Genomic DNA, 13,102 nt, shown 5'->3' with positions numbered 1-13,102 from the left:
TTAAATTGAGCTTTGATTTATTAATCTGACTATTTAACTAATTTCATTTCAGTTAATTGTACTTTTTGGCATGTTAGCGGGTGATGGCGGCGCCAATAACACCGACCCATTTTCAGAAGGAATAACGGACGATAACCAATGGATTGTGGAAGAACCACACATGATGATTATTACCCTAGACCAAGTGTTGCTCGATTCTCGACCAACCGGTTCAAGTTATGATGGCCCATACGAGATGTGGAATGGTATGCCATACGCACACATTATTATTCCCGTTAGAGCGAGAAAATAAAAAGAAAAAATCCGATACTCAATATTTTGAATATCGGATTGTTATTGCGTTATCGAGCTAACCAAATTCTCGCTAATATTCCTATCGGAGTAGTAACGCCAGTTGTGACGGAGGAAATTTCACCATTTCTTAAAACATAAATGGTTGGGGTCACGCTAATTTTCCATTCGCGCATAATATCGCTTGAAGGATCGTTTATGTTTTCGAAACGATATTCTTTTGCCCTCATAAACTGCGCCACACGCTCATTCGGTCCCGACGATCCAGAAACGCCAACTACGGTGTAGTCATCACTCAGCCAACTCACGCTTGGGCTTACAAATTTACAAGCGGGACACCAAGTCGCCCAAAAATAAACAACGACAGGTTGTTCGTAACTTTGCGCGATTGCATCGAAGTATTCACCATCGCTCAATACTGAGCTCAATGGTGGTGACTCCTGTTTAGGAAGATCTTTAGTGCGATACCAATCCATCGCGATAGAAATCGCGGTGACAATGAGCACCATCTGTACGATTTGAATGAGCCAATATCGGAATGTTCTACGCTGCTTTGTCGAACTCATTGAATAGCTCCCCCACTCGCTTGCTTCACCGCACTTAAAACAACATCATCAGTCAGAATCACAGGTAACGGGATACCTTGTGGCGCTGCCGGGCCATAGACGATGTTAAACGGCACACCGTAACGCCCATGAGCTCGTAAAAAGTCAGTTACCGAGCCGTCCGGATGTGTCCAATCCCCTTTTAACGTCGCTACATTAGGGCTTTGCAGCAATGAGTAGACAGGATCTTGCCAGATCACACCGATCTTGTTCGCTTTACACGTGACACACCAATCCGCAGTGACATCCACAAACACCACTCGCCCATTATTGACGTGATCTTCAATCGCCGAGTTAGAAAGCTTCTGCCACGCTAAGTCCTCAGGAAGCGGTGTCGCCCATTGGTCGGCAGTGATACTACCAAGTAGCAGCCCGCCAGCAATTAAGATAAGCGATGCAGAGCCGGATAGCACGAGTGCTTTATCGCCATGAACGCGTTTAACGCGAATCATCAGAACAATAAACGCGACTAAACCGGCGAAAATGACCCAAAACACTGGGAGGTGATTGGCCATCAAAGACAGTAGCCAAACGCTGGTGGCCAACATCATCACACCAAATACGTTTTTGACCACGTTCATCCACTGACCCGGCTTCGGCAATTTAAGCGCAATACTTGGGAAAATTGCCACCATAATCCAAGGCAACGCCATCCCCAACGCTAAGGCGGTGAAAATAGCAAACAGCGTAACCACATCGGCACCCAAAGCAAACGCCACGGCCGTTCCTAGGAAAGGCGCAGAACACGGCGTAGCAAGCAAGGTTGCAAACATCCCTTGCACATAGTGTCCAGCTAACGAGTTGTCACCTTTCGAGGCCAGCCATGTATTGGTACCCGATGATAGACGGACTTCAAACAGCCCCAGCATATTGGCCCCAAACAAAGTGGTGACCAACACCATCAAACCTAAGAACCAGGGGCTTTGAAATTGCACGCCCCAACCAATGGCATTACCTGTTAGCTTGAGCACCAAAATAAAACCAGCGAGAATCCAGAACGACGTTAATATACCAAGTGACGAGGCAACAAACTGAGCGCGAATTTGACGACGCTCGATACCTTGAGCGGCAACAATACTACTTAGCTTCATCCCCAAAACCGGAAGAACGCAAGGCATAATGTTAAGAATTAAACCGCCGAGCAACGCGAATAGAAAAACACTCGTTAGAGACGTGCTCGGCAGCGGTTCAACTATTGCCTCAGCAGTTGCTTGAGTGGTTTCTTCTGCTAGTAAATTGGTGTCTTTGATGGTCACAAACAGCGACTGACCATCTAACTCCACATCGCCCAGCCAAGTATCAACGATATAGCTCGCGGTGACGATGTTTCCTTCTGGATGCATTCCTTCAAGCTTGAAGCTATAGTCTCGCGTTGCTTCATCGACACCATCCACCAGCACTTGTGGTTGTTGCCAACCCTGACTGTTCTGTAGCTTGATTTGTAGTTTCGATTGGTTCGCATCCCAACTCGCCTGAGTAACATCAATAAACGGCGATGGCTGCGGCACGTTACTCACTGCTTGAGCGTAACTGAACATCACGTCTTCATCGACTTTTAGATCAGAAGGCAAGAACGTCAATTGAATTTGATAGTCGGTCAGCACACAAATCGTCGTACAAGAAGAAAGTGTCAGTACCGCATCAATCGTGACAGGTTTGGACATGTCTTCGACGTGCAGCGTCATGGGGAACAAAGTGTCGCCTTTATACCCAAGAGTCTCGATACCTAATAGTTCGAATTTTTGTGGGTGCGGCCATTGCCAATCCACTTTGGATAAATTTTGTGAATTTTGCCAATCAATAGATGGTGCTACGCCGCCCTCACCAGGTGAACGCCAGTAAGTTTTCCAGTCCCCAGCCAACTTGACGTCCAGATAACCAGTAATTGTTTTGGCTTGCGGATCTTGTTGACCAGTGAGCACAAAGCGCGTTTGCACTGGAGGATGTTGTGGGTTGGTTAGCCAACCTGTATCAGTAGTTTGAGCTGAAATACTCAGAGAGAGCAAACTCAAAGCAAGCGTCATAAAAAACATGGACGCAAACTGAGTCAGTTTAGTAATTTGATTCATAGTGATTCCTAGTTAAAAGACAAAGGTGCTAAATAACTGACGCTAGTGGTCAGAAAGCACGCTTTTATTCTCGGAACACACAGAAAGTCAGATGGACTCGATACTTACGGCCTATCGGTTCCGTCCAATGTTGCGCACCAATATAGGCACTGCACAACCAAATTGCCGAAGCAAAAAGACCCACAAACAGAACAACAATAAATACATCGAGTTGATGTTGAGAAAACTGAATTAACTTTTCAGACAATTCGCACTTGCTGGTTTCTTTAGTATCAATCGACTTGACGCTCGAACGCTCATCAGTAAGTGAAACCGCGGGCGATTCCGTCTCATATTTCATAGAGCATGACGATGCAAAGCCTGAATTTTGCATCAGACACACAACGACCACCCAGCCAATAATCGCCAGTAGCCATTTTGCCCGCTTATGTGGCGTGTGATGTCGTTTAGTCAACAAACTCATAAGAATTCAGATAAAGTAAGAACGAAGAAGATAATACGCGAGTCGTCATAAAGCTCAAGTTGTATCCTCTAAATAGCCTTAAGAGGCTTCACTCGCTAAGCTTTAATCTAACTTGCCATAAATATATGCCAACTCTGCGACGGTTTTTGCCGAGAACTTCTTCAATAGATTGGCTCGGTGTACTTCAACCGTTCGCATTGCTATGCAAAGTTCGTCAGCAATACGAATGTTGCGTTTTCCTTCAATGATCAAACGTAAAATGTCTTTTTCTCTAGGTGTGAGCGATTCATAAGCCGATTTAGCTACTGCCATATCGAGGTTTGTGGCAGACTGCGCCTGTCCCTGCAAAATAGCTCGTGCCAGTTCATCGCCTTTGACTGGTTTTTGGAAGAAATTGACCGCCCCAGCTTGTAATGCATCGACCGCCATCGGGACATCACCATGCCCTGTCAGATAAATAACGGCCAACGGGCTGTTGGCTTGATTTAAAATTTGGTGCACTTGCTGACCACGAAAGTTGGGCATTCGGCTATCAAGGATCACGCATCCGGCTTGATGAATGTCCACTTTATCGAGAAAAGATTGCCCATCAGCAAAAGTCGTCACGTTGAAATCATGCTCTTCCAGCATAAAAGCGAGCGAGTCACGCACCGATTCATCATCATCGACTACAAAAACAGGTAGCTGCTTTTCACCGCTGCTCATTGAATGCTCCTATGCCTAGTTCAGATTAGTTTTGATATGGAAACACAAGCTCAACCAAACAACCATGTGGTGCTGTCGAGCTGATGACAAACTCGCCACCATGCATTTCCATCACATCGCGACAAATGGCTAACCCTAGCCCAAGCCCTTCTTCTTTGCTACTCACAAATGCTTGAGTCGGATTCTCTTGCTGCAACCCTGTACCATTGTCTAACACTCGAATGGAAAGTTGATTGACTTGGTAATCGCAATGCAGGGCAATTTTACCTTGATAACCTGATGAGTGATATTTCTCTTGGAACAAAGTACACGCATCAATCGCGTTGCTGATCACATTAACTAAAACCTGTTGTACGCCAACTGCATCGACAAGTAACGGACGAATGTTCCCTTCTGTACTGGCCACAATAGAAATGTTTTGCTTCTGCATCCGAAAATGGAGTAACTCAATCGTGTCATCAATGAGTACTTGAAGATCGCACGACGTTTTGTCGACACTGCGCTTACGAATCAACGTTCTTAATCGCTGAATAATTGCATCGGCTCTTTCAACTTGGCCCTGTATTTTCTCAAGTACAGGGACAATATCTTCATGAGGGCGCTTTTTGGCCAAGCGAAGTAAACCGCCTTCACTATAGTTGCGAATGGCTGCCAGTGGCTGATTGAGTTCATGAGCAAGACTAGTGCCGATTTCTCCGACAATCGCGACCCTTTGTGAATGTTCTAACTGTTCACTTTTCTCTTTTAATCGTAACGATGTCTGCTCCAACGCTTGCTTACTCTTGCTAAATCGATACTCAAGCCAAAAGTGGTACGCGTTCAACACAATCACAAACATGAACAGCGCCCATGCCCATTCTTGATGACTACGCAGCCAGCGTAGAGCCTCACTCCACCAAGGTTGTTGCAACGGATGGAGATCCAACGCCTGATAAAGTTTGTCGATGCTCAGCAAGCTGACGGGGGACGTCCAACCTGACGCGCCTGCCGCAATAACCGCAGGGTGTTCAGGTGGCATCGCTAACAATACTTGCGCAATCTGTTTGGCAATCTGAGCTGAGCCGCGCTCTGTTTTGGCAAATGACCAGTTAGGATAAAGCGGTGTGGAAACAGCGCATAACGAGCGCTCGTTCGGCTGTTGATTTAAAACTCGGTAATTACCCGGTTGTAAAAGCCCTTCACTTAACATCTGTTCCAATAAACAAGCAGGGACGACGGCCGCTTCCACATTGCCATCACGTAATTGATACAGGTTGGCATCAATAGGAAAACCAAGATAGCGGACATCGGAAAAGAAATCGTTTGGATTAAGCCCCATTTTGACTATTTGATAGCGCATCGTTAGATAACCACCAAAGGCTTTTTCTGATACCGCCGCAACGGGACGTCCTGAGACATCTTGCACCGTTTGATAACTTGAATTGGCTCGAACCACAAGCGCCGAACCAATTCCGTAATTCGAGTTTTGTGGTGCTCTGCTGGTTAGCGTTGCCATCCACGACAGCGCGTATTGCCTGCCCAACCGCACTGCTTGACCTGGGTTGGTTAAGATGAAATCCATGGTCTGAAACTTCACCGCTTCGCCCATTTCATCCAAGTTAAGGGGATGAAGAACAAAATGCACATCGGAAATTTGCTGATTGAGCCAATCAATGGTCGGTTGCCATCTCTGCTCAGCATAAAGATGGCCGCGTATCGCTAACACGCCCACTTCGACTTTTTGCTTGACCTGTGGCTGCTCTGCTTTTTGCTCTTGCATTCCTTGCAGATCTGCTTGTTCAGAAACTGAGCCCTGAGCCAAAGATGCAAAGGCAACTAAGCAAAGAATCCAAAGCTGAAGCCACAGTGCTTTTTTCATGATGAGTCGAATCGTTCCGTCAAGAGAGTGCGACAAGAATAACAGCTACCTTCCCTAAACCACATTTGTTTTAGATCAAGTTTGATCTGGGTATGTGGAAATCCACAATATAAGCCTCGCAGTGCATTTCTCACAATGGAATCAGTCAATTCAAATACAACAAAAAAGCAGGTGAGTTATGGATTCCACCAAACGTCGCTTTCTCAGCGCGGTCACAGCCGGAGCCGCGTTAATTCCAGTCGCAGGCATTGGCACGGCAACTGCGGGAAACATTATTCGAAATAACCAGTCCGCTGACCGAAAAGGACAAGTCGGCAAGCGTTATGCCATGGTGATAGATTTGCGTAAATGTGTCGGATGCCAAGCGTGCACTGTGGGTTGCAGCATCGAGAACCAAGCGCCAATCGGTCAATTCCGAACCACCGTAAAGCAATACGAAGTTACGTTAGATGATGGCTCTACAGCCACGCGAGAAGCAAAAGCCTTTATGCTACCGCGCCTTTGTAACCACTGCGACAACCCACCTTGCGTGGCAGTGTGTCCGGTTCAAGCAACCTTTCAGCGCGAAGATGGCATTGTCATGGTGGATAACAGTCGCTGCGTAGCGTGTGCGTATTGTGTACAAGCTTGCCCTTACGATGCTCGCTTTATCAATGAAGACACCCTCACCGCAGATAAATGTACCTTCTGTGCTCACCGTCTAGAAAAAGGTCTATTGCCTGCCTGCGTGGAAACCTGTGTTGGCGGAGCACGTGTAATTGGTGATTTGAATGATCCATCAAGTGAAGTCCGCCGCTTAATTGCGAAGCACCAAGACGATATCAAAGTGCTAAAACCCAATGAAGGCACCAAGCCTCACGTGTTTTACATCGGCATGGATGAACGCTTCACCAGCCACATCGACGGACAACCTGCTATTTACGACCCACAAGGAGATCGCGCATGAACATCACCGAAGTGTTAGTCCAACCTCAAGCGATGGCTTGGCTCCCGTGGGCGGTGCAGTATTTCTTCTACATCGGTTCGGCTTATGCGGCTGCTGTTTTATTCCTGATCGCCCTATTATTTGAAAGACACACCAGTCACAGACTGCGCGCTGCGCTTGTTCTGACGCTGGCCATCGGCGCCATCGTGGGGCCATTAGCGTTAACTGGCGACCTTCACCAGCCGGGACGCGCATGGCATTTTTACGCCCACATCACTCCGTGGTCATGGATGTCTTTAGGGTCGCTTTTCTTGCCTGTTTTCTCAGGTTTAGCGGTAGTAACCGCATGGCTGTATCTCCGCCAGGATCTGATCAACTTACGTAATCAGCCAGGAAAAGTACTGCCTCTAATTTCAAAGCTGTCACTGGGTGACTGGGCGCTCTCTCGTAGAGCCATGCTTATGGTGTCCGCCATCACGGTGCTATCAGGCCTCACCATTGCAGTCTACACAGGCGCTGAAATTGCGGTCGTTAAATCGCGATCTTTATGGCACCAACCCGCGTCGCCGGTTCTTTGGTTTGTTACTGCATTTATGGGCGCGGTCGGGTTTTCTCTGCTGATTTGGTTACTGCTGCCTAGTCAGCCAAAGACGCTGACATCTGGCGATACTAATTTACTGAAAAAATCAGTGGTTACCAGCGGTGTATTAACGCTGATACTGCTACCGATTTGGGCATCCAACAATTCCGCATTTTCGCTCTATTCTAGCGAACAATGGATGCACAACATTGCCCTGCTCACTTTTGTCGTTTTAGGTTGTGTTTTGCTCGCTTTCATCTTCTTGCGCGATACCAAAAAGTCCGCATCAGCCAGATTTCGTCACGTCATAGGGCTCAGTTTTGTGTCTGCTGCCGCACTGGAAAGTGCATGGCTGATTCGCTGGTTTACCATCATGGAAGTGCAAACCATCGCCAAGTTCGATGCAGGGCTGTATCCATACCAACTCACTATGGATGGAAATGGCTGGATAGGCATTATCGGCATGCTCGGATTATGGCTTGCACTGGCACTGCTCGGTTCGGAGCTGGTTCAGCCAAAACAAAAGATCGAAGTAAAAGCCTCATCACCCACCTTAACTGAACGCTAATCAAAGGGGATTTCATCATGGATAACAAACGCCGTCAGTTTTTGAAATCAGGCATTGCAGTGGGTGGGCTTGGCGCATTCGCTGCGGGTTACGCCACCACCACCAAACACATGGTCGAGGGTGCGCTCGAAGGCACTGCGGGAGAAAAAACGCGTGATATTCACCACGGTAACTCGCTTGAACCAGAGTACACGGTCAACAGCAAAGGCAACCTAATCCCTAATCCAAATCAGCGCGTTGCACCATCGATGTGCTTTGGTTGTTGGTCACTGTGCGGATTGCGTGTACGCATTGATAACCGCAACGACGAGATTTTGCGTATTACTGGCAACCCATATCACCCACTCTCTCATCAGCAACACATTCCGTTCGAAACGCCAGTCAAAGGTGCTTATTTAAGTTTGGCAGGAGAAGCGGGCCTTGACGGTCGTTCAACAGCATGCGCACGTGGCAATGGGATGCTAGAAATTCGCAACAGCCCGTACCGCATTACTCAGCCACTGAAACGAGTTGGAAAACGCGGCGAAGGAAAATGGATTCCGATCAGTTACGAACAACTGATAGAAGAAGTCGTCGAGGGCGGTGATTTATTTGGTGAAGGTCATGTGGATGGCTTACGCGACATTCGCGATTTAACAACGCCCGTTGATCCTGAAAACCCAGAATATGGACCGAAAGCCAACCAACTGTTAATGACCAACGCCGGTAACGAAGGCCGAGACGACATATTCAAACGCTTCGCGTTCAACAGCTATGGTACGCGTAACTTTGGGCATCATGGCTCTTACTGCGGCTACGCATTTCGTGCTGGCAGCGGCGCATTCATGAACGATTTAGATAAGAACGCGCACTTGAAGCCAGACTTTGATAACGCGGAATACATCATCTTCATCGGTATGTCACCAGCTCAAGCGGGTAACCCTTTTAAGCGTCAGGCGCGCCAACTCGCCAATGCGCGAACAGAAGGTAGCTTGGAATACACCATCATCACACCAAGTTTGCCTGCTGGTTCATCGAGCTTGGCTGCCGGTGACAACAACCGCTGGGTACCAATCAAACCAGGCACCGACTCTGCCCTCGTGCTTGGCATGATCCAGTGGATCATCGAAAACCAACGCTACAACAAAACCTTCTTGGCGCAGCCGGGGGCAAACGCGATGAAGCGAGCCGGCACCGCGCACTGGTGTAATGCTACGCATCTCGTGATAAGCGATAATCAGCACCCGAGAAACGGCACGTTTTTACGCGCGTCGGACTTGAATCTGCCATTCGAGGGCGAAGCGTTGTCTGACTCCGACCCATACGTCATCGTGGATGAGCAAAGCGGCGAATTTGGTGTTCATACCCAAGAAGAGGAAGCGGCACTGTTTGTCGATAAAACGGTTTCGCTTGCATCGGGCGAAGTGCGCGTAAAATCGTCTCTACAAAGACTCAAAGAAGAGGCGTTCAAATACAGCCTTGCGTTCTACAGCCAACAATGTGAAATCCCTGTCGAACAAATTGTTGAACTAGCAAAGCGCTTCACCAGTCACGGAACAAAAGCGGTGGTCGATACCCACGGTGGCAACATGCACACCAATGGGTTCTATAACTCGTTTACCATCATGATGCTCAATGCGTTGATTGGTAACATAAATATGAAAGGCGGCGCGATGGCCAAAGCGGGTGGCTACCCAACTTCCGCTGCGGGTCCTCGTTACGACTTCACCAAATTTGCTGGCAAAGTCGGCCCGAAAGGCGTCTTTTTGTCGCGCAGTAAATTCCCCTACCACAAAACAAGCGAATACAAACGTCGCGTTGAGGCTGGTGAATCCCCTTATCCAACTCGCGCGCCTTGGTATCCGTTTGCCGCGCCACTGCTGACAGAGCACCTATCTGCGGCTATTGATGGTTATCCATACCGCGTTAAAGCGTGGATCAATCACATGGCGAACCCAATGTATAGTGTACCCGGTTTGAAAGCGCTGCTGGAAGACAAGCTTAAAGATCCAAAGCAGCTCGGTTTGATTGTGTCTGTTGATGCGTTCATTAACGAAACCACCGCATTGTCGGACTATATTGTGCCGGACACGGTCACCTACGAAAGCTGGGGTATGGCAACGCCTTGGCACGACGTTCCGGTGAAAACCGTCACCGCTCGTTGGCCGATAGTGGAAGCACGAACAGAGAAAACCGCCGACGGTCGCTCGATTTGCTTAGAAAACTTTTTGATTGATGTCGCCAAGAAAATGCAACTAGGCGGCTTTGGTGACAACGCGATTCAAGATGCGCAAGGGAATTGGCTCGCTCTCCACAGCGCTGAAGATTTCTACTTACGTTCCGCGGCAAACTTGGCTTATGTGAAAGGCGGGGTGCCTGAAGTTTCGGCAGAAGACATTGCGTGGTCCGGCCTAGAGCGTTTAATGCCAGCCATGCAGAAGACGCTGACAGCGGATGAGATGAAACGTGTGGCGTTTATTTTTGCTCGCGGTGGACGTTTTGAAAATGCAACCGAAGCGTATCAAGGTGAGCAAATGAAGCACAAATGGACACGACCTGTCGCGATATGGAATGAACGTGTCGGCAGCGCAAGAAACACCATGACCGGTGATTTCTACACGGGTTGCCCAACATGGCATCCACAAAAACTGGCCGATGGCACACCAATGGAAGACCAGTTCCCAAGCTCAGAATGGCCTTTCAGCCTAACGAACTTTAAATCCAACATTCACAGTGCGGTATCCAACCTATCGCCAAGGTTGAACTCGATTAAAGGCGTAAACCCAGTGTACATCCATCCAATCGATGCCGAGCGCGCAGGCATTAAAACGGGTGATGAGTTTGTTATCGAGACACCATCTGCAAGCACCAAAGCACTTGCGATGATAGTCAGTGGAATTCGCCCTGGCACACTCGGATTTGAACATGGGTTTGGTCATACCGAGCTAGGACAACGCTCGCACTGGATCGGCGATAAACAGCAACCAGTAAAAACGCGCAGCCAAGATGGCGTCAACATTAACGACATCGGATTAATTGACCCAACTCGAGAAGGGAAAGGCGTGTTGTTGGATTGGGTGGTAGGAGCCGCGGCTCGCCAATCATTACCAGCCAAAATCCGCAAAGCTTGGTAGACAACCAAACCTGAAGAGCTGCCATTTAGCAGCTCTTCACACCCTCTAAATATGTGGAAATCCACAATACCTTTAGTTATTGACAAAGCCGACAATACAGCATCCAAGTCACTATCACAGTAGACACTTGGAGATATTAATAACAATTAAAGTGAGTCAGCATGTCAAAAATACTACCTGTGGTGACGGCCTGTTTGCTGGCAACCACAATGGGCGCAAGCGCCTCGTCTATTCCTGAAAAAGCCAGCGTGTGCAGCGGTTGTCACGGCCAAGATGGCATGGGACAGCCAAATATCGCGCCGATGATCGCAAGTTTAAACATGAATTATCTCAACACTCAAATCGAACTATTCCTTAGTGGCGAACGCCAAAATGTGGTCATGCAAGGCATGGCGAAGGAACTCAGCGATCCCGCAGATCGGAAGGAAGTGATGGAGTACTTTGCTAACCTCCCGAGCTATGAGTTCACGAATCCAGAACAACGCGGCGACCAAGCTGATATTCGTAACCCGTATCGTAAATTAATTTTCCAAGGCGATTGGGATAGAAACATTCCAGCTTGCGCAACTTGTCATGGAGCCAGCGGTATGGGCGTCGACAAGTTCCCTCGCCTCGCAAGCCAACATGCTGATTACTTAAAAACGCAATTGATGGCATGGAAAAACGGCACTCGCAGTGGCGACCCGCTCAATATGATGGGGACCATCGCAAAAAATCTCACTGACAAAGAGATCGAAAATCTTGCTTACTACTTTGCCTCATTACGTTACTAGGAGCAGTCATGAAACGTTTCTATTCTTTGTTCGCACTGCCTTTCATTTCTACGCTCGTACTAGCTAACGATCTGTTACCGGACCGCCAGAAAGAGCTACCTGCGATAGAAAAAGAAAATCACGGTGAATACTTAAAACCGCGTGATCTCAGCACAATCCCAAACACCGCATTTGGTGAGCAAGTAAAACGCGGTTACTCGCTCTTTGTTAACTCACAACAAATGCGCGGAAAATACGTTGGCAACGAACAAAACTGTGTGAACTGCCATATGGAGGCAGGACGAAAAGCAAACGCTGCGCCACTGTGGGCAGCTTACATGGCATACCCGGCATATCGTAAGAAAAACGATCGCGTAAACAGCTATGCTGACCGTATCCAAGGTTGTTTCGAGTATTCCATGAACGGTAAAGCGCCCGCTTACGATTCGACAGAAATTGTTGCCCTTAGTGCTTACGCCTACTGGTTAGCGATGGGCGGCTTGCTTGACAAACATGGTATGGCGGATGAACCCATTCCAGAACTAGACGCAAAAACGTTGCAAATTGGTGGAAAAGCAAAAGACTTCCCGTTGCCCGAAGCCATCGCACAAGCATTACCAATTGAAAAGCGGGGTAATCTCTCTGGGCGTGGCTACCCAAAAATCGCCGCCCCTGAGCAAGAACCATCAATAGAGCGAGGCGCATTGGTCTACGAAAAGAACTGTGAAACTTGCCATCGCGCCGACGGTTCAGGCATCAAAGACACCAACGACCATTCATACATTCCACCACTTTGGGGCGAATATGCGTATAACTGGGGCGCAGGTATGCACCGGATTAACACAGCGGCCTATTTTATTTACGAAAACATGCCGCTTGGGAAAAGTGTGCAGCTGACAGAGCAAGAAGCTTGGGATGTCGCAGCATACGTCAACAGCCATGAGCGTCCACAAGATCCTCGATTCAAAGGCAATGTCACCGCAAACGCGGAGAAATATCACCAGCACCAAGGCTATTACGGCAAAACGCTCAACGGTACGCAAGTCGGCTCCAATGCCTTTAAGAGCGGAACGGTCAAGTAAAGTACAACTAAGTACCTTAAATAAAATGCTCTTTTTCCCTGCTCTGATTATCTGGGCAGGGTTACTTACCCTTAAAAACAAGTAATTACCC

General features: G+C 48.1%; 11 protein-coding genes. 6 read left to right on the top strand and 5 right to left on the bottom strand.

Translation table 11 applies throughout. The annotated features are described in order from the left end of the window. Nucleotides 1-70 precede the first annotated feature (70 nt). Nucleotides 71-292, top strand: a complete 222-nt coding sequence (locus tag R7040_RS19260; protein WP_064354163.1) for a hypothetical protein — start codon at nucleotides 71-73, stop codon at nucleotides 290-292. A gap of 49 nt (nucleotides 293-341) precedes the next feature. On the opposite strand, the gene R7040_RS19255 is transcribed toward R7040_RS19260, so the two are convergent. The 5 genes from R7040_RS19255 to R7040_RS19235 form a co-directional block, all read right to left on the bottom strand. After that, nucleotides 342-857: a protein disulfide oxidoreductase gene (locus R7040_RS19255; protein WP_258469982.1), complete on the bottom strand. Its 516-nt coding sequence runs from the start codon at nucleotides 855-857 to the stop codon at nucleotides 342-344. Then, nucleotides 854-2,965 carry a protein-disulfide reductase DsbD family protein gene (locus R7040_RS19250; protein ID WP_085569769.1) on the bottom strand — a complete coding sequence of 704 codons (2,112 nt, stop codon included), beginning with the start codon at nucleotides 2,963-2,965 and terminating at the stop codon, nucleotides 854-856. The genes R7040_RS19255 and R7040_RS19250 overlap by 4 nt, the downstream gene beginning before the upstream one ends. Before the next feature lie 64 nt (nucleotides 2,966-3,029). Next, the gene (locus tag R7040_RS19245; protein ID WP_033905718.1) at nucleotides 3,030-3,428 is read right to left on the bottom strand and encodes a hypothetical protein; all 399 of its coding nucleotides are present in this window, start codon (nucleotides 3,426-3,428) and stop codon (nucleotides 3,030-3,032) included. A 102-nt stretch (nucleotides 3,429-3,530) separates the two neighbouring features. After that, nucleotides 3,531-4,133 (bottom strand): response regulator transcription factor, encoded by a 603-nt coding sequence (locus R7040_RS19240; RefSeq protein WP_085569768.1) that lies wholly within the window; start codon nucleotides 4,131-4,133, stop codon nucleotides 3,531-3,533. A 25-nt stretch (nucleotides 4,134-4,158) separates the two neighbouring features. Beyond that, nucleotides 4,159-5,991: a sensor histidine kinase gene (locus R7040_RS19235; protein ID WP_064354167.1), complete on the bottom strand. Its 1,833-nt coding sequence runs from the start codon at nucleotides 5,989-5,991 to the stop codon at nucleotides 4,159-4,161. Between the two features lie 178 nt (nucleotides 5,992-6,169). Here R7040_RS19235 and dsrO point away from each other — a divergent pair, with 178 nt between their 5' ends. The 5 genes from dsrO (at nucleotide 6,170) to R7040_RS19210 (ending at nucleotide 13,011) form a co-directional block, all read left to right on the top strand. After that, nucleotides 6,170-6,937: a sulfate reduction electron transfer complex DsrMKJOP subunit DsrO gene (gene dsrO / locus R7040_RS19230; RefSeq protein ID WP_064354168.1), complete on the top strand. Its 768-nt coding sequence runs from the start codon at nucleotides 6,170-6,172 to the stop codon at nucleotides 6,935-6,937. Then, entirely contained in the window at nucleotides 6,934-8,064 is a 1,131-nt protein-coding gene (gene nrfD / locus R7040_RS19225) for an NrfD/PsrC family molybdoenzyme membrane anchor subunit (RefSeq protein ID WP_104979539.1), read from the top strand. The genes dsrO and nrfD overlap by 4 nt, the downstream gene beginning before the upstream one ends. A 17-nt stretch (nucleotides 8,065-8,081) precedes the next feature. Next, nucleotides 8,082-11,177, top strand: a complete 3,096-nt coding sequence (locus R7040_RS19220; RefSeq protein ID WP_318081390.1) for a tetrathionate reductase subunit A — start codon at nucleotides 8,082-8,084, stop codon at nucleotides 11,175-11,177. Between the two features lie 209 nt (nucleotides 11,178-11,386). After that, nucleotides 11,387-11,950 (top strand): c-type cytochrome, encoded by a 564-nt coding sequence (locus R7040_RS19215; protein ID WP_373921435.1) that lies wholly within the window; start codon nucleotides 11,387-11,389, stop codon nucleotides 11,948-11,950. Nucleotides 11,951-11,958: 8 nt separating this feature from the next. Next, entirely contained in the window at nucleotides 11,959-13,011 is a 1,053-nt protein-coding gene (locus R7040_RS19210; protein WP_213967574.1) for a c-type cytochrome, read from the top strand. Nucleotides 13,012-13,102: the final 91 nt, after the last annotated feature.

The sequence above is a fragment of the Vibrio sp. 1069 genome (assembly GCF_033340555.1).
This window is presented reverse-complemented; position numbering and strand designations above follow the sequence as displayed.

Excerpts from the sequence above, each read along its gene's own strand:
- R7040_RS19260 (WP_064354163.1), top strand. The coding sequence starts at position 71 with ATGTTAGCGGGTGATGGCGGCGCCAATAACACCGACCCATTTTCAGAA.
- R7040_RS19255 (WP_258469982.1), bottom strand. The coding sequence starts at position 857 with ATGAGTTCGACAAAGCAGCGTAGAACATTCCGATATTGGCTCATTCAA.
- R7040_RS19250 (WP_085569769.1), bottom strand. The coding sequence starts at position 2,965 with ATGAATCAAATTACTAAACTGACTCAGTTTGCGTCCATGTTTTTTATG.
- R7040_RS19245 (WP_033905718.1), bottom strand. The coding sequence starts at position 3,428 with ATGAGTTTGTTGACTAAACGACATCACACGCCACATAAGCGGGCAAAA.
- R7040_RS19240 (WP_085569768.1), bottom strand. The coding sequence starts at position 4,133 with ATGAGCAGCGGTGAAAAGCAGCTACCTGTTTTTGTAGTCGATGATGAT.
- R7040_RS19235 (WP_064354167.1), bottom strand. The coding sequence starts at position 5,991 with ATGAAAAAAGCACTGTGGCTTCAGCTTTGGATTCTTTGCTTAGTTGCC.
- dsrO (WP_064354168.1), top strand. The coding sequence starts at position 6,170 with ATGGATTCCACCAAACGTCGCTTTCTCAGCGCGGTCACAGCCGGAGCC.
- nrfD (WP_104979539.1), top strand. The coding sequence starts at position 6,934 with ATGAACATCACCGAAGTGTTAGTCCAACCTCAAGCGATGGCTTGGCTC.
- R7040_RS19220 (WP_318081390.1), top strand. The coding sequence starts at position 8,082 with ATGGATAACAAACGCCGTCAGTTTTTGAAATCAGGCATTGCAGTGGGT.
- R7040_RS19215 (WP_373921435.1), top strand. The coding sequence starts at position 11,387 with ATGGGCGCAAGCGCCTCGTCTATTCCTGAAAAAGCCAGCGTGTGCAGC.
- R7040_RS19210 (WP_213967574.1), top strand. The coding sequence starts at position 11,959 with ATGAAACGTTTCTATTCTTTGTTCGCACTGCCTTTCATTTCTACGCTC.